At 60.5% G+C, this 17825-nt stretch carries 13 protein-coding genes; 8 read left to right on the plus strand and 5 right to left on the minus strand.

Annotation, left to right across the window (positions count from 1 at the left end; genetic code table 11):
• The first annotated feature begins 26 nt into the window (after nt 1–26).
• A complete protein-coding gene (locus tag KGB25_RS02015; protein WP_223434114.1) occupies nt 27–926 on the plus strand; it encodes a D-hexose-6-phosphate mutarotase in 900 nt (299 codons plus the stop codon).
• A gap of 120 nt (nt 927–1046) precedes the next feature.
• Here KGB25_RS02015 and KGB25_RS02020 read toward each other — a convergent pair whose 3' ends face one another.
• The 5 genes from KGB25_RS02020 to KGB25_RS02040 form a co-directional block, all read right to left on the minus strand.
• Nucleotides 1047–1583, minus strand: coding sequence for a DUF3299 domain-containing protein (locus KGB25_RS02020; RefSeq protein ID WP_008030706.1), 537 nt, complete (start codon nt 1581–1583; stop codon nt 1047–1049).
• Between the two features lie 87 nt (nt 1584–1670).
• The gene (locus KGB25_RS02025; RefSeq protein WP_008030708.1) at nt 1671–1916 is read right to left on the minus strand and encodes a GlsB/YeaQ/YmgE family stress response membrane protein; all 246 of its coding nucleotides are present in this window, start codon (nt 1914–1916) and stop codon (nt 1671–1673) included.
• 110 nt (nt 1917–2026) lie between these two features.
• Complete coding sequence (locus tag KGB25_RS02030; RefSeq protein ID WP_008030711.1) at nt 2027–3109, minus strand: 5-(carboxyamino)imidazole ribonucleotide synthase; 1083 nt, start codon at nt 3107–3109, stop codon at nt 2027–2029.
• An 11-nt stretch (nt 3110–3120) separates the two neighbouring features.
• Entirely contained in the window at nt 3121–3612 is a 492-nt protein-coding gene (gene purE / locus KGB25_RS02035; protein WP_008030713.1) for a 5-(carboxyamino)imidazole ribonucleotide mutase, read from the minus strand.
• Nucleotides 3613–3910: 298 nt separating this feature from the next.
• Complete coding sequence (locus tag KGB25_RS02040) at nt 3911–4828, minus strand: LysR substrate-binding domain-containing protein (RefSeq protein ID WP_008030714.1); 918 nt, start codon at nt 4826–4828, stop codon at nt 3911–3913.
• A gap of 180 nt (nt 4829–5008) precedes the next feature.
• On the opposite strand from KGB25_RS02040, the gene aspA reads away from it, so the two are divergent.
• The 7 genes from aspA (at nt 5009) to KGB25_RS02075 (ending at nt 17816) form a co-directional block, all read left to right on the plus strand.
• The gene (gene aspA, locus KGB25_RS02045; RefSeq protein ID WP_008030715.1) at nt 5009–6433 is read left to right on the plus strand and encodes an aspartate ammonia-lyase; all 1425 of its coding nucleotides are present in this window, start codon (nt 5009–5011) and stop codon (nt 6431–6433) included.
• Between the two features lie 501 nt (nt 6434–6934).
• Nucleotides 6935–8386: an alanine/glycine:cation symporter family protein gene (locus KGB25_RS02050; protein WP_008030716.1), complete on the plus strand. Its 1452-nt coding sequence runs from the start codon at nt 6935–6937 to the stop codon at nt 8384–8386.
• A 152-nt stretch (nt 8387–8538) separates the two neighbouring features.
• Nucleotides 8539–9543: an asparaginase gene (locus KGB25_RS02055; RefSeq protein ID WP_008038134.1), complete on the plus strand. Its 1005-nt coding sequence runs from the start codon at nt 8539–8541 to the stop codon at nt 9541–9543.
• A 145-nt stretch (nt 9544–9688) separates the two neighbouring features.
• Nucleotides 9689–10681, plus strand: coding sequence for an AraC family transcriptional regulator (locus KGB25_RS02060; protein ID WP_008030718.1), 993 nt, complete (start codon nt 9689–9691; stop codon nt 10679–10681).
• A gap of 249 nt (nt 10682–10930) precedes the next feature.
• Nucleotides 10931–11968, plus strand: a complete 1038-nt coding sequence (locus tag KGB25_RS02065; protein WP_192228177.1) for a histone deacetylase family protein — start codon at nt 10931–10933, stop codon at nt 11966–11968.
• A 5-nt stretch (nt 11969–11973) separates the two neighbouring features.
• Entirely contained in the window at nt 11974–13074 is a 1101-nt protein-coding gene (locus KGB25_RS02070) for a polyamine ABC transporter substrate-binding protein (RefSeq protein ID WP_008038136.1), read from the plus strand.
• Nucleotides 13075–13229: 155 nt separating this feature from the next.
• Nucleotides 13230–17816, plus strand: coding sequence for a dermonecrotic toxin domain-containing protein (locus KGB25_RS02075; RefSeq protein WP_223434115.1), 4587 nt, complete (start codon nt 13230–13232; stop codon nt 17814–17816).
• Nucleotides 17817–17825: the final 9 nt, after the last annotated feature.

The following is a 17825-nucleotide window of genomic DNA, read 5'->3' on the forward strand; positions in this document are numbered from 1 at the left end:
CATTGTTCCTGATCGAGAATTGCCCCATGAGCACGCCCAACGTTGAAGCCGTGAAACTGGATGAACTGAACTGCTGGCGCATCCGCCACGGTCAGGCCGAATTGCTGGTCGCCCAGCAAGGTGCGCACATCCTCAGTTATCAATTGGCCGGCCAACCGCCGCTGATCTGGCTCAACGACGAGGCTGTGTTCAAGACCGGCAAGAACATCCGCGCCGGCGTGCCGGTGTGCTGGCCGTGGTTCGGCAACCTTTCGCGCAACCCGCAGAGCGTTCAGGCGATGCGCGTCAGCAACGAACCGCCGAGCGCCCACGGTTTTGTACGGGCGATGGACTGGGAACTGGGCGGCATCGAAACCGAAGGTGAAAGCCTGAAGGTGGAATTCGTCCTGCCCTACCCCGATGGCGGCTTCCCCGGCTGGCCGCATCAGGTGGATTTGAAGTTGAGCATTCGTCTGGATGAGCAACTGCACATCAGCCTGACCAGCCACAACCAGGGCTCGGAAAAAGTCACGATCAGCCAGGCGCTGCACAGCTATTTCGCGGTCAGCGATGTGCGCAATGTGCATGTTGATGGGCTGGATGGCTTGAAGTACATCGAGACGCTGGAAGACTGGAAAACCAAGACTCAGACCGGCGACCTGCGTTTTGCCGGCGAGACCGATCGCATCTACCTCAATACCCCGGCGAAGCTGAGCATTGTCGACCCGGCCTGGGAACGGCGTATCGAGCTGACCAGCAGTGGTTCGCGCTCGGCGGTGATCTGGAACCCGTGGATTGATCGCGCAGCGGCGTTCAGCGACATGGCTGATGATGGCTGGCAACGGATGCTGTGCATCGAGACGGCGAATGTGATGGATAATGTGGTGACGCTGGCGCCGGGTGCGAGCCATACCCTCGGCGTAAGCATCGCCAGCACACCGCTATAAGCAACACCGCAAAACCAAATGTGGGAGCGAGCCTGCTCGCGAATGCGTCGTGTCAGACACCATTGATGTTAACTGACACACCGCTTTCGCGAGCAGGCTCGCTCCCACAGTTTTGACCGCCTACAGATCCGATTCCTTCACCACCCGCACTTGCGCCGCATCCAGCGCATACGCTGCATCGGCCAGGTCGTTGTTGACCTTCTCGATCTTCAACGTGCCGGTCACCCACAGCGGCGTGTAGATATCATTGAGCTTCAACCCTTTCGGATATCGCACCAGCACCAACTGGTTAGGCGGCGGTGGCGGCACGTGGATGCAGGCGCCCGGATACGGCACGAGGAAGAACAGCGTGCTGCGGCCCTTGGCGTCGGACTCCAGCGGCACCGGATAACCACCGATGCGGATGTTCTTGTCGTTCATCGACGCCACGGTCTTGGTCGAGTACATCACCGCCGGCAAGCCCTTGCTCTGCTTCATGCCACCCTTTTCGGTAAAGGTGCCATTGGCTTCGGGGGAGTTGTGATCGATTTCGGGCATGGCCTCGAGGGCTTTCTGGTCCGACTTGGGCATCAGTTCGAGCCAGTCGGTTTCCGGCAGTTCGCCGGCATGGGCAAGGCCCGAACCCAGTAAAAGGACAGTCAATAGAAGACGGCGCATGGAGGTGCTCGGTAAAGGAAGGACGATAAGTCGCCGAGCATTCTAGTCCTCCCGGACTGCGCAGCCGAGAGGACTTTGTCGCCTGAATCAGTTCTTTTTGATCAAGCCGTAGATCACCAGCAACACCACGGCGCCGACCAGCGCACCGATGAAGCCCGCGCCTTGACCGGCCTGGTAGATGCCCAGGGCCTGACCGCCGTAAGTGGCCGCCAGCGAACCGCCGATACCGAGCAGGATGGTCATGATCCAGCCCATGCTGTCATCGCCCGGTTTCAGGAACCGCGCCAGCAGGCCGACGATCAAGCCGATAAAGATGGTTCCGATAATTCCCATGGCATTTCCCTCTGATTGGATGGCTATGCCAAAGCCTAGTCAGACTTTGGCATCCTGCCATGAGAGAACGGCGGCCCCTGAATGGTTCCGCCGCTGCCACATGAAACTATTTATTCGGCGATGAGGGCTTCGACCTTGAGGATCTGTGCCGCCAGCGTCTCGCGGTCCGCGCAACGCAGGTTGGCGTGACCAACCTTGCGGCCGACCTTGAACGCCTTGCCGTAGTGGTGCAGATGGCAATCGGCGATGGCCAGGACTTTCTCGGTGTCCGGCACTTTACCGATGAAGTTGAGCATCGCGCTCTCGCCGACCTTGGCGGTCGAACCCAACGGCAGGCCGGCTACGGCGCGCAGGTGGTTTTCGAACTGGCTGCACTCGGCGCCTTCAGTGGTCCAGTGCCCGGAGTTGTGCACGCGCGGGGCGATCTCGTTGGCCTTGAGGCCACCGTCGACTTCAAAGAACTCGAACGCCATCACGCCAACGTAGTTCAACTGCTTGAGCACGCGGCTGGAGTAGTCTTCGGCCAAGGCTTGCAGCGGGTGGTCTGTGCTGGCCACGGACAGCTTGAGGATGCCGCTGTCGTGGGTGTTGTGAACCAGCGGGTAGAACTTCGTTTCGCCATCGCGGGCGCGCACGGCAATCAGCGACACTTCACCGGTGAACGGCACGAAGCCTTCCAGCAGGCAGGCAACGCTGCCCAGTTCAGCGAAGGTGCCCACCACGTCTTCAGCGGTGCGCAGGACTTTCTGGCCCTTGCCGTCGTAACCCAGGGTGCGGGTTTTCAGCACGGCCGGCAGACCGATGGAGGCCACGGCGGCGTCCAGATCGGCTTGCGACTGGATGTCGGCGAACGCCGGGGTCGGAATCCCCAGGTCCTTGAACATGCTCTTCTCGAACCAGCGATCACGAGCGATGCGCAGGGCTTCGGCGCTCGGGTAGACCGGAACGAATTGCGACAGGAACGCCACGGTTTCAGCCGGGACGCTCTCGAACTCGAAGGTCACCAGATCGACTTCATCGGCCAGTTGGCGCAGGTGATCCTGATCGCCGTAATCGGCCCGCAGGTGCTCGCCCAACGCGGCTGCGCAAGCATCCGGCGCGGGGTCCAGGAAAGCGAAGTTCATGCCCAGCGGAGTGCCCGCCAGCGCCAACATGCGACCCAACTGGCCGCCACCGATTACACCGATCTTCATCGTCAACAACCTCAGGCGATGCGTGGGTCTGGATTGTCCAGGACGCTGTCTGTCTGCTCAGCGCGGAAAGTCTTCAGCACTTCGTGGAACTGCGGGTGCTTGGCGCCGAGGATGCTCGCCGACAGCAGCGCGGCATTGATCGCGCCGGCCTTGCCGATGGCCAAAGTGGCAACCGGAATGCCTGCTGGCATTTGCACGATAGACAGCAGCGAATCGACGCCCGAGAGCATCGCCGACTGCACCGGCACGCCCAGCACCGGCAGGTGGGTCTTGGCCGCACACATGCCTGGCAAGTGGGCCGCGCCACCGGCACCGGCGATGATCACCTCGATGCCACGCGCCTCGGCCTCTTCGGCGTACTGGAACAGCAGGTCCGGGGTGCGGTGGGCAGAGACCACTTTCACCTCGTAAGGGATGCCGAGCTTTTCCAGCATATCGGCGGTGTGGCTAAGGGTGGACCAATCGGACTTGGAGCCCATGATCACGCCAACCAGTGCACTCATCGTCGTGCCTCTTCTCTCTGGGCGCCCGCAGGCGCGTCAAAAAACAACAAGCCACGCAAAATGCGTGGCTTGATTGTACGAAAAATGGCCGGACGAACCGGCCGAAGGCCGCGCAGTATACCTCAATGAAGCAGATAAACAGCCCCCGATGCGACCATCTGTCATACGGCGCAAAACCCCGGGTTTATTGACCTGAAGGTCAATCCCCAATCCCTTGTAGGAGCCAGCTTGCTGGCGATCAATGCGACGCGGTTTTTACTGACACACCGCGTTGCCTGGATCGCCGGCAAGCCGGCTCCTACAGTCCGGTGGGGGTCTGGGCGGCGCCGCCTTCGAGTTTGCGCCACAACAACCGTACGTTGGCCTTGCGCACCAACGCGCAGCGGTACAAACGAATTTCCAGCGGCACATGCCATTGCGGGCCGCCGCAGACCACCAGTTCACCGCGCGCCAGTTCGGCACGCACACTCAGTTGCGGCACCCAGGCGATGCCCAGGCCTTCCAGCGCCATGCTTTTCAGGCTGTCGGCCATGGCGGTTTCATACACCGTGGTAAACCGCAGCGCACGCTGGCGCAGCAAGCCGTTCACCGAACGCCCGAGAAAGGCGCCGGCGCTGTAGGCGAGCAACGGAACGCTGGCTTCGCCTTCCAGATCGAACAGCGGCTTGCCGTCGGCATCTGCTGCGCACACCGGCAACATTTCCGTGTGCCCAAGGTGCAGCGACGGGAAAATTTCCGGGTCCATCTGCATCGCGGCGTCCGGGTCGTAGAACGCCAGCATCAAGTCGCAACCGCCTTCGCGCAAGGCATGCACCGCGTCGCCAACGTTGGTCGCCACCAACCGCGTGGCGATGTTCAGCCCTTCGTTGCGCAATTGCGCGATCCAACGCGGAAAGAAACCCAAAGCCAAGGAGTGAGCCGCCGCGACTTGCATCACTTCGCCCTGCCCGCCTTCCAGATGATGAAGATGACGCAGCACTTCGCCGAGCTGTTCGACCACGGTCCGCGCGGTGACGAGGAACAACTGCCCCGCCGCCGTCAGCTCGATCGGCGTGCGCGAACGATTGACCAGTTGCAGCCCCAGCGCGGCCTCAAGGCTGCGGATCCGTCGGCTGAACGCCGGCTGCGTCACGAAGCGGCGTTCGGCAGCCTGGGAGAAGCTGCGGGTGGCGGCCAGAGCACTAAAGTCCTCAAGCCATTTGCTTTCCAGATTCATCAAGTCCTCCCGGACACGCACCAAATTAGGTCACACGTTCGCCACAGACACGGCGTCACACGGGCATTATGCCGAATATGCATAGGCCAGTGTTTAACAGCATTGGCCGAAAATTCTCTACAAGCCTAGCATTTGCGGTGTTCCGGCACAGACCGGGTCCATATTGAGATGATTTCTATCATGTCCTCCGCTGCATCATTCCGCACAGAAAATGACCTGCTTGGCGCTCTCGAAGTACCGGCTCAAGCGTATTACGGTATCCAGACCCTGCGAGCGGTGAATAACTTCCGCCTTTCGGGCGTTCCGATTTCGCACTACCCGAAACTGGTTGTCGGCCTGGCCATGGTTAAACAGGCCGCTGCTGACGCCAACCGTGAGTTGGGTCACCTGAGCGAAGCCAAGCACGCTGCCATCAGCGAAGCCTGTGCACGTTTGATCCGCGGCGACTTCCACGAAGAGTTCGTGGTGGACATGATTCAAGGCGGCGCTGGCACTTCGACCAACATGAATGCCAACGAAGTCATCGCCAACATCGCGCTGGAGGCCATGGGTCACCAGAAAGGCGAATACCAGTACCTGCACCCGAACGACGACGTGAACATGGCGCAGTCGACCAACGACGCCTACCCGACCGCGATCCGCCTGGGTCTGCTGCTGGGTCATGACGCTCTGCTGGCCAGCCTCGACAGCCTGATTCAGGCATTCGCGGCCAAGGGTCAAGAATTCAACCACGTCCTGAAGATGGGTCGTACCCAGCTGCAAGACGCCGTGCCGATGACCCTGGGTCAAGAGTTCCGTGCTTTCGCCACCACGATGGGCGAAGACCTGGCCCGTCTGAAGACGCTGGCCCCGGAACTGCTGACCGAAGTCAACCTGGGCGGCACCGCGATCGGCACCGGCATCAACGCCGACCCGCGTTATCAGGCTCTGGCCGTACAGCGTCTGGCGCTGATCAGCGGTCAACCGCTGGTTCCAGCCGCCGACCTGATCGAAGCCACCTCCGACATGGGCGCCTTCGTGCTGTTCTCCGGCATGCTCAAGCGCACTGCGGTCAAGCTGTCGAAGATCTGTAACGACCTGCGCCTGCTGTCCAGCGGCCCACGCACCGGCATCAACGAGATCAACCTGCCGGCGCGTCAGCCAGGCAGCTCGATCATGCCAGGCAAGGTCAACCCGGTGATCCCGGAAGCCGTGAACCAGGTTGCGTTCCAGGTCATCGGTAACGATCTGGCGCTGACCATGGCAGCCGAAGGCGGCCAACTGCAACTGAACGTGATGGAGCCGCTGATCGCTTTCAAGATCCTCGACTCGATCCGCCTGCTGCAACGCGCCATGGACATGCTGCGCGAGCACTGCATCGTCGGCATCACCGCCAACGAAGCGCGCTGCCGTGAACTGGTCGAGCACTCGATCGGGCTGGTCACCGCACTGAACCCGTACATCGGCTACAAAAACGCCACCCGCATCGCCCGTATCGCCCTTGAAAGCGGCCGTGGCGTGCTGGAACTGGTGCGCGAAGAAGGCTTGCTCGACGAAGAAATGCTCGCCGACATCCTGCGCCCGGAAAACATGATTGCTCCGCGTCTGGTTCCGCTTAAAGCCTGAACCGACGCGTTACTTGTAGCACCGCTCACCAGGTCGAGGGACTAGACACCTCTCACCTTTTGAGGGCTTGGGGATTTACTCCCCAGGCCCTTTTTTTTAACTCTTTTGCAACAACCCAGAACCTGTGGGAGCGGGCTTGCCCGCGATGAACGACAACGCGGTTTACCTGAAAGACCGCAGCGTCTGCATCGCGAGCAAGCTTGCTCCTACAAGAGCCCGACGCCGGTAACGTCGGGTGTTTCAAAGGCTTCGCTTCACCGAATGCACCACAATCGTGCAGACGGACGGCACTGTCATCGGTATAGTGCCGCCCCTCTTCGCGTGAGCGGTCGTCGGTAACGAGGCCCAAACCCATGCGAAACCCGAACTAATAACAAACCCGCAATATGAAATCGGGACGAACCTTCGCCTCGCCTGTTGTGCCGTGCGCACAGCGGTGTAACGCGATGTTTCCGACCGTCCAGCATTTGCCTACACAAAAAAAACAGCGAGGAATAATCCATGCTCGAAGTCATTAACGACTTCCTCTCAGGGAAAGTACTGATCGTGCTCATTGTCGGGCTCGGTAGCTACTTCACGATCCGCTCGCGTTTCGTTCAATTGCGTCACTTCTTCCACATGTTCGCGGTGTTCCGCGACAGCCTCAAAAGCAGCGCCGGGCAACTCAGCTCCTTCCAGGCCCTGATGCTCAGCCTCGCCGGCCGCGTCGGTGCGGGCAACATCGCCGGTGTCGGCATTGCCGTGACCCTCGGCGGGCCAGGTGCGGTGTTCTGGATGTGGGTGACCGCGCTGGTCGGCATGTCCAGCAGCTTCTTCGAATGCTCCCTCGGCCAGCTCTACAAACGCGCCGATGCCGACGGCACTTACCGTGGCGGCCCGTCCTATTACATCCAGCACGGCCTGCAGAAACGCTGGTTGGGCATGATCATGGCGTTCCTGCTGCTGATCACCTTCGGGTTTGCCTTCAACGGCCTGCAATCCCACGCCGTGACTCACTCGCTGAACAACGCGTTCGGCTTCGACACCACCTGGACCGGTCTGGCCCTGGCGGTGTTGCTGGGCCTGGTGTTCATCGGCGGGATCAAGCGCATCGCCAAGGTCGCTGACCTGTTGGTGCCGGTGAAAACCCTGGTGTACATCGGCGTGACCATCTACGTGATCGTGCTGCAATTCGACCACGTACCGGCGATGCTGATGACCATCGTCAAAAGCGCGTTCGGTCTGGACCAGGCCTTCGGCGGCCTGATCGGCAGCGCCATCGTCATGGGCGTGAAGCGTGGCGTGTTCGCCAACGAAGCAGGCCTGGGCAGTGCGCCAAACGTAGCGGCCGTGGCGTCGGTTGAACACCCGGTTTCACAAGGCGTGGTTCAGGCGTTCAGCGTGTTCCTCGATACCTTTGTAATCTGCACCTGCACCGCGTTGCTGATCCTGCTTTCGGGTTTCTACACCCCGGGCTTCGAAGGCGACGGCATTGCCCTGACCCAGAACTCGCTCGCCGCTGTGGTGGGTGACTGGGGCCGGATGTTCATCTCCGTGGCACTGGCGCTGTTCGTGTTCACCTCGATTCTCTACAACTACTACCTGGGCGAGAGCAACCTGCGCTTCCTGATCGGTGAAAACCGCAAGGCGCTGATCGGCTACCGCGCGCTGGTACTGGTGTTGATTTTCTGGGGTGCGATCGAGAACCTCGGCACGGTGTTCGCGTTTGCCGACATCACCATGACCCTGCTCGCGTTCGTGAACCTGATCGCGCTGTTCCTGCTGTTCAAGGTCGGCATGCGCATCCTGCGTGACTACGATGACCAGCGCGCTGCCGGCATCAAGACACCGGTGTTCGATTCGAGCAAGTTCCCGGACCTGGACCTGGACCTGAACGCCTGGCCAGCCAACCCGCCAGCTGCTGCCACCAAGGCTGAAGCTGAAGCGCAAGGCATACCCGCAGCGCAACGCTGATCGGTTAAAGTGCGAAAAACCCTGTAGGAGTGAGACCGGCTTGCCGGCGATGAGGGCGTGTCAGGCGACATTAATGCTGGCTGATAGACCGCTATCGCCGGCAAGCCGGTCTCACTCCTACAAGGGGAACTCATCGTTCTCGGAGCATCTCCATGAATTCCTCGACCTACCCTGCCGCCCAGCACGTCATGGTGCTCTACACCGGCGGCACCATCGGCATGCAAGCCAGCGAACACGGCCTGGCTCCGGCCTCCGGTTTCGAAGCGCGGATGCGTGAATACCTGCACAGCCAGCCTGAGCTGGTGGTGCCGCAGTGGCGCTTTCGCGAGATGTCGCCGCTGATCGACAGCGCCAACATGTCCCCGACCTATTGGCAGCAACTGCGTGAAGCAGTGGTCGATGCCGTCGACGTTCAGGGCTGCGACAGCGTGTTGATCCTGCACGGCACCGACACCCTCGCCTACAGCGCGGCGGCCATGAGCTTTCAATTGCTCGGCCTTAATGCGCGGGTGTGCTTCACCGGTTCGATGTTGCCGGCCGGCGTGACCGACAGCGATGCCTGGGAAAACCTCGGCGGTGCTCTGGTTGCTTTGGGCCAAGGTCTGGCGCCGGGTGTGCATCTGTACTTCCACGGCGAGCTGCTGGCGCCAACCCGCTGCGCGAAGGTGCGCAGTTTCGGTCGGCATCCGTTCAAGCGCCTGGAGCGTCAAGGCGGCGGAGCGAAGGCCCCGTCACTGCCAGCAACGTTGAACTACAACCAGAGCAAGCAACTGGCGAAAGTCGCTGTGTTGCCGCTGTTCCCCGGCATTGGCGCCGAGCAACTGGATGGCGTGCTGAACAGCGGCATCCAGGGCCTGGTGCTTGAGTGCTACGGCAGCGGCACCGGGCCGAGCGACAACCCCGAGTTTCTCGCCGCGCTTTCGCGGGCACGGGACAACGGCGTGGTGGTCGTTGCAGTGACGCAGTGCCATGAAGGTGGCGTTGAGCTGGACGTTTACGAGGCCGGCAGCCGCTTGCGTGGTGTCGGTGTGTTGTCCGGTGGCGGCATGACTCGTGAAGCGGCGTTCGGCAAGTTGCATGGGTTGCTGGGTGCAGGTCTGGACACCGCTGAAGTGCGGCGACTGGTCGAACTCGACCTCTGCGGCGAACTCACCTGACCCTGTAGGAGCCGGCTTGCTGGCGATTCATGCAACGCGGTGTGTCTGGAAAACCGCGTCGACTGGATCGCCAGCAAGCCGGCTCCTACAAGTGCTCGGCACATAACTTGCTGCGTTCCAGCCATCCCAAGGCTGGAAGCCGCTCATGCTGCACTCCCACCTCACCACCCTCAATGCTGTCTCTCTGGTGCTCAACGCCTTCAAGGCCGAAGGCCTGTCCAGCGACGCCTTGCTCGCGGGGAGCGGTATCAGCGCAGCGGACTTGAACCGTGCCGACACGCGCATCACCACCAACCAGGAAATGCAGGTCTGCGCCAACGCGGTCGCGCTCAAGCGTGACATCGGCCTGGAGCTGGGTCGGCGCATGCACGTTTCCTGCTACGGGATGCTCGGTTATGCGCTGCTCACCAGTGCCACCTTCGGTGACGCTTTGCGCCTGGCGATACGTTTTCCGGCGCTGTTGGGAACACTTTTCGAGCTGAGCCTGGAGGACGACGGCGAACGCATCTGGTTCGTCGCCGCCGACTACCGGGAGAGCCCGGCGATGGCGGTGTTCAATGCCGAGTTCTGCCTGGTGTCATTGAAAGTCACCTGCGACGACCTGCTCGGTCACCCGCTGCCGTTGATCGCCGCACGCTTCGAACATGCCGCGCCGGACTATCAAGCGACCTACGCCGCACACTTCAACTGCCCGCTGCACTTCGAAGCGCGGGACAACGCCTTTGCTTTCGACAAGCGCTGGCTCGACCAACCCCTGCCGCTCGCGGATGTCATCACCCATCAGGCCATGGCCGAACGCTGCCGCAAGCAGAACCTCGAGTTCACCGGACGTCAGGCGTGGCTGGGGCGGATTCGTCAGTTGCTCAGCGCGCAATTGAACGCTGCACCGGGGCTCGAAGGGTTGGCCGAGCAGATGAATTGCTCGGCGCGGACATTGCGTCGCCACCTCAAGGACCTGGGGTGCAGTTATCAGGAGTTGCTGGATGAGCTGCGATTCGAGCAGGCCAAGCAACTGCTCTGCGAAGACCAGATGCCGATCTACCGGATCGCCGAAGTGCTGGGCTTCAGCGAGACCGCGAGCTTCCGCCATGCCTTTGTGCGCTGGAGCGGCGTGGCGCCCAGCCAGTTCCGCCCTTGAAAACGAGCCGATCCCTGTAGGAGCGAGGCTTGCCCGCGAAGGCGTCCTCGAGAACGCCAAAAAGCTTCGCGGGCAAGCCTCGCTCCTACAGGGATCGGGTCGTTTGGGGGCGTTGCGGTGTCGAAAAGGGGCGAATTTCGGTCAACTATTTTGGCCACATCGATCCCCTTTTGGCCTTTCCTGCCGTTCTCCGAATCGCCATCCGCCGCAAGACTGTGTTCAACCGAATCAGCCTGCGGAGAACAAGAAATGCTGACGATCTACTCGGACGATCACCACCTGCACCACGGCCGTTGTGAATTGATAGACGGGCAACTCAAGCCCTGCTTCGAAATGCCCTCGCGCGCCGACCATGTGCTGTCACGGGTGCAAAACCAGAAGCTCGGCCCGGTAGAAGCGCCGAAGGATTTCGGCCTCGACCCGATCGCACGCATCCACAGCCGCGACTACCTCGACTTCTTCAAAGGCGCCTGGGCACGCTGGACCGAGTTCAACACCGACGGCGACTTGCTGCCTTACACCTGGCCGGCCCGTACCTTGCGCCGCATCAAACCCACCAGCCTGCACGGCGAACTGGGTTATTACAGCTTCGACGGCGGCGCCCCGATCACCGCCGGCACCTGGCAAGCCGCGTACAGCGCAGCCCAAGTGGCGCTCACCGCCCAGGCGGAAATCCAGCGCGGTGCGCGCAGTGCCTTCGCGTTGTGCCGTCCACCGGGACACCATGCCGCCAGCGACTTGATGGGCGGTTATTGCTACCTCAACAACGCCGCCATCGCCGCTCAGGCGTTCCTCGATCAGGGCCACAAGAAAGTCGCGATCCTCGACGTCGATTACCACCACGGCAACGGCACCCAATCGATTTTCTATGAGCGCAGCGATGTGCTGTTCACTTCGATCCACGGCCATCCGGAAGCCGAGTTTCCGTTCTTCCTCGGTTATGAAGACGAGCTCGGAGAAGGCGCGGGCGAAGGCTTCAACTTCAACTACCCGTTGCCCGCCGGCAGCGGTTGGGACACCTGGTGCGCAGCGCTGGAACAAGCCTGCAAAGAGATCGAAAAGTACGGTGCCGAGATCGTCGTCGTGTCCCTGGGCGTCGATACGTTCAAGGACGATCCAATCTCCCAGTTCAAGCTCGACAGCCCGGATTACCTGGCGATGGGCGAGCGCATCGCCAAGCTGGGCGTGCCAACCCTGTTCGTGATGGAAGGCGGTTACGCGGTCGAAGAAATCGGCATCAATGCCGTGAACGTTCTTGAAGGTTTTGAAAGCGCCCAAGGGAAATAACAACAATGAACACACTCAAGCGTTTCATCGTGCCCGCGCTCTGCGCCACGGTGCTCAGCGGAGCCGCTCACGCCGAAGAGCGCACGTTGCGCGTCTACAACTGGTTCGACTACATCACCCCCAAAGCGCTGGAAGACTTCAAGGCGCAGAACACCCAGACCAAGCTGATCTACGACATCTTCGACACCAACGAAGCGCTGGAAGCCAAGCTGCTGACCGGCAACTCCGGTTACGACGCGGTGGTGCCGTCCAACGTGTTTCTCGCCAAGCAGATCGAGGCCGGTGTTTTCCAGCCGCTGGACCGCAGCAAACTGCCGAACTGGAACCACCTCGATCCCAAGCTGATGAAGCTGATCGAAGCCAACGACCCCGGCAACAAATTCGCCGTGCCGTACATGTACGGGACCATCCTGATCGGCTTCAACCCGGACAAGGTCAAAGCAGCGCTGGGCGCCGACGCGCCGGTTGACAGCTGGGACCTGATCTTCAAGGAAGAGAACATCAGCAAGCTCAAGCAGTGCGGCGTCGCCCTGCTCGATTCGCCGTCGGAAATCCTGCCCCTGGCCCTGCAACACCTCGGCCTGGACCCCAACAGCAAGAAGCCGGCGGACTACGAAAAGGCTGAAGCGCTGTTGATGAAGATCCGGCCGTACGTCACGTATTTCCACTCCTCCAAATACATGGCCGACATCGCCAACGGTGACATCTGCGTCGCGGTCGGTTATTCCGGCAGCTTCTCCCAGGCGGCCAACCGCGCCAAGGAAGCAAAGAACGGGGTGACCGTCGACATGCGCCTGCCGAAAGAAGGTGCGCCGATCTGGTTCGACATGCTCGCGATTCCGAAGGGCGCGAAGAACACCGAGGACGCCTACACCTTCATCAACTACCTGCTGCAACCGCAGGTGATCGCGCCGGTCAGTGACTTCGTCGGTTACCCGAACCCGAACAAGGACGCCACGGAACTGGTCGACCCGGCGATCCGCAACAACCCGAACCTGTACCCGACCGAAACGGCCATGGCCACGCTTTACACCCTGCAACCGCTGCCGCGTGATGCCGAACGTGCGCGCACGCGGGCCTGGACCAAAATCAAGTCAGGGACCTGAAGCCCCTTTCTGAAAAACGAAGACCCGCCGTGATGCGGGTCTTTTTTTTTGCCTGCGATATTTATGTACCGCCAGACACCTGAGCCCGCCCGATACCGTCCCCTGATCCAGCGCTGCGCAATCAACAACAGCGCACCCTCAATCAGGAGACGACCATGCCCGATACCCCTTCCCCGAGTGCAGAAAATGTACTGACCCAACTGGTCACCGGCCCCTCGATCAGAGAGGTTGCAGCGACTGCATTGGCGCCTGCACTCAACGCGCTCTACCCGCAGTTGAAGATAGATCCGACGCTCGCCACGGTCGTCACTCCGACCTGGGTCAATACCGGCAGCGATGTCGTGCCGGGCAATGACCTGTATGAATCGCTCACCGATGTGTTGGTGCGGCTCGGGTTGTCGGGTTCGACGGTGACGTTCATCGATGGCGAGCATTTCCTGACCCTGCAACCGGGCGTTGCACCGCCGGCTCAACTGCCCGTGAACATCACGGCCATCGGTTCGCTGATCAATACGCTCGCACCGCAGCTGTTCATCGCCTACCAGCAACAGCAACTGGATTACTGGAATCAGCAGACAAGCCCTTCGACCCCACGCTGGCATCAGCTCTCGCAGGCGCTGCAAGACATCTGGAACCTCGATGCGACCACCGACTGGGATGCCGATCAAAAAGCAATGGCCCTTGCCGTGTTCACTCAGCCGGATCAGGCAGCACGGCGCTCACAGGACAAGTACCTGACCAAGGCCTGCCTGATCGATACCGAACACGTTGAAAGCGCGCAGAGCAAACATCTGCGGGTTCTGGATATCGCCGTGTTTGTGGGTACGTTGGACAGTCGAACCCTGGTGCTGACCCACTCGATTACCGAAGGGTTCAGGCGTTACGACTCTGTTGCGGCGCTGGGCGAAACATTGTTTGCAAACCCTGGGGCGTCGAGCACCGGGCAGACCCTGCAATGGCGCCTGTATGAACCCGAGGGCAACTTCTTCCATCATCAAGCGTGTGCGCTGATCGCACTCGAAGCCGAAGCCATCGGTGCCTTCAATACATTCCAGAGCACTACGCCAACCAGGCTTTCACCGCAAATCAGCGCGGCGGCGAAGAGCTTCACTGAGTTTGAAGCCCTGCCTTCGTCGCGCTTCAACCAGGTTCAGGGGTTACTGACAGGCTGGCTGAACAACGCATCGTCAGCGGACCTGACCCGTTACAGCCGACACCTGATGGACCTGGCGCAGTTGCGAGAGCAGGACGCAGGAAAAACCTTCGACGAAGGCATCGCTTCACTGCCGGAATTTACCCTGCAAACCCTGCGAGAGCAGATGATCAAAGATCATCCAACAGCAGCGGACCTGAATCTGAAAGACATTCAAATCAGCATCACCAGCCTCATCGTGCTGGGCACTTTCGTGGTCCCCGGCAAGACGCAGACCGTTACGTTGTCGCTGATCGAATTGGCACTGCAAAACCTGATAGCCGTTCCGTTGGGCAACAAGACGGTGCAGTACAAAAACGGCGACCCTGTGCCCGCCTGGATGACACCCGCCTACCTGGAAAACCTCGTCACCCAGGTTGATATCGGCGCGGTTTACCCCGCGCTGATCAAGCGCAAGTTGCTGGATGACTCGCGAGAATCGTTGCGCCGACAAACGCTCTACACGCGTCATCTGCGCACCCAGTTGCCCTTGCAGGCGCTGCAACACAAGATGCGCGGCGAAGCCGGCATTGATGAACGAGGCTACCAATACGTCAACGCAGCCCTGCAGCAAAGCACGGCCGACCGCCGAGTGAACGGGCACGAGATTGTCATTCGCCCGCTGGCTTTTATCAGCAGTGAAAGCGCCGACAACAAGGGCGACGAAGTCGCCAATATGTTCGTCATCGGTCCGCGATCCGCTGATCAGGGACCGTGCCTGCTCTACCGGCCATTGCTCGTGCCCTCGCTGACGCAGTACCCGAACGAAGCCAATCTGCTGTACGCGATCAAGCATGAAAAAACCCTTCGCCAATCGGTCCTGGCGTGGCTGGCCGACGACGTGCGCTTCAACTATTCCCAGTATGTGTTTTCCGGTGAGTTGCCTTCGGTCTGGACCCTGACCCAATTGCTGGTCGATCCCACCTCGGCGCTGGGCAAGATGGGCGCGGTGTCGCTCAGTGCAGCAGCCCTTGATGATGATTCACTGGCGCCGCTGTTCAAAGCCAATGCCAACGCCATGATGACGTTGGCTGACCGTCAATCAGTGTCCAATGCACAAGCTCGCTGGGAAACGTTCAAGCACGGTGCATGGATGCTGTTCAACGTCGCCTTGCCCTTCCTCGGGCGCACTGCCGGGGTTGCCGCGTGGATCTGGCAGATCATGGACGACTTGCAGGAAATCACCGATGCCGCAGAAAGCGAAGACAGCCAACTTGCCTGGTCTGCCGTGACCGATTTGCTGTTGATGCTCGGCATGGTACTGGCTCATCGGGCTGCCGCTCGCCATAAACCGGTCTCGCGATTAGCCGAGAAACTCGAGCCACCACCGGTCACACCGCCCATCAAGCCTGCGCAGAAAATCACGGTCACTCGCCTGCCCGACCTTAATCAACTGCCTCACGACCATGAGACGTCTTTGCACGCCGTCGCCACGCTGCCGCCTCTAGCGTTGGGCATCTTGCTGGATGAACTGGCCATTGCCGAACCCAAGGGAATGGCCGTCGCCTCCAGCGTGGCCGGCCCTCACCAGCACCTCAGTTCACTAAACGGAAAATGGTATGCGAAGGTCGGCCAGCGATGGTTCGAAGTCACCCTCAACGACAATAACGACGTGCAAATCATTGACTCACGCCAGTCCCCCACGCGCACCGGGCCGTTGCTGATCAAGAACGCCAGCGGCGAATGGTTTATCGATACACGGCTGAGGCTGCGGGGCGGGGGCAGGGAGAGGCAGCGGCTGGAACAGCAAAACAAAGTGCGTCTGGCTGAACTGAAACAGCAAATGACAGCGTTCGAAAGCCAGGTCAAAAGCCGGGAAACAGAACTCAAGGAAGCTGAAAAAAACGCGAAGGCAGCGAGCGCCACCGACACCCATCGCCGCTTGTACCTTGAAATGCTCGATGCGCAGATGTCATTCATCAGCGCCAACATTGAACAGATGAAAGCGTTCAATGCTCGCGAAGCCATTCCCAATTTCCGAAAAGCGATGATCAGCCGCCTGGATTTCCAGCTATCGCTGCTGGAGAAATGGTTCGACCACCAGCGCCCTGTTTTCGACAATCAAATGCGTCTCTCCCTCAATCTTCTCGACACACAACCAACGGAAAACACGCAGGCCGCCCGACAGACCTTTCAACACATGAGCGATCTGACCGAGGGCTACATCAACAAAATCGAATTCGCGCAATCGCGCTTCGAGCAACTGAACCTGCTCGGCAAAGAAGCCGTGGAAGTGATCCGCGACGTCAAGGCCAACATACCGACGTTCGATTTACAGGACCTCAAACTGTTCCAGATCACGCTGGCCCAGGAGTTGTGCCTCGCACCCTCGGTTGCGCTCACGCATGAAGCACGCCCGGCGCTGGAGAGCGTTGTCGAAAACGCAGCGCTCGCCATCCAGGCTTCACTGGATCTGGCCGCTGACGAAGACGTGTTGCGCTTGCCGGAGCGAATAGAGGGGCTCAGTGATCTGGTGGAGCAACTCACGGTCACCGATCAGCGCATCATCGATCTGCCCGGCGAGTTCCCCGGTCAGTTCCTGCAACCCTCGCTCGACCTGATGCGCCAACGCATCGACGCGTTTCATCAGCGCACTGTGAAGCACCTGGCGAACCTGCTGCGCGAGCGCCAGGCGCTCGAACCGCAACCAGGCTCTTCCCGTCTGCCGACCGCGCCCGCCAAACGCATCATCAAGACCCGTTACAACGGCACGGTGGTCGGCCAACTACGCGCCGATGCCGTGGCGGACGGATCAGAACTGGTCGACGTAACCTCGACGCTGACAGGCAAAGTCATCTCGACCTTTCATGAGAAAACCCCAGGAGTGTGGGTTGAACGAGTGGCCGCGAAACCGGTTTCCCCTGCCGTCGTCCAACCTGATTTGGGTACAAGCGTTGTTCAAGGTCAGGCAATGCTGGACGGGCTGGAGGCATTCATCCGTCGAACGGACGCCCATTCAAAAGGAGCGCGGCGAATTCCCGTGGAAATCGAGGAAATGTTCCATCAGCAGGCCCATCGACTGCAGGAGGCCGCCAAGGCAATCGACGAAGCGCTGATTTCCAGCAACGCCACCGATGACGGTCCGGGGTCTGCCGTGACACTGGTCAAGCATCTGAATGACGGAGCAACCCGCCTCTACAGCCAAGGACGCGCAACGCGAATCAGCATGACAAAACTGCAGCCGCCGACGGCAGAGCGGGTCCAGTGGCTGCAAAGCGAAGGTCAGGTCGATATCGTCAGAAACCCCGGCCGACGCTTGCTCAAAAGCCGTAAAAAAGACTACCTCGAGGAATATGAGGTCCGTGACCACACCGGCAAAAATGTTCTGTGGTATGCACACTTTCACTATGCGCAGCCCGCGTCGCCTGTCCAGACGTTCACGGCGGCGCATCTGAAAACCGTGCAGCAACGGCTGCTGGGCGGCGCATCCGAGGCGCGCAGTGCAAATGACGACCTGCACGCGATTGCGATCTATCGCAGCGAAATCAGCCCACAACTGGCGACTGCACTGTTTTTCGCGAAGGTGCTGCCGTCGGCCTCAAAATCGTAAGTCTTGCGT

It is taken from the genome of Pseudomonas sp. BF-RE-21, assembly GCF_019947305.1.
Lineage (GTDB): Bacteria > Pseudomonadota > Gammaproteobacteria > Pseudomonadales > Pseudomonadaceae > Aquipseudomonas > Aquipseudomonas migulae.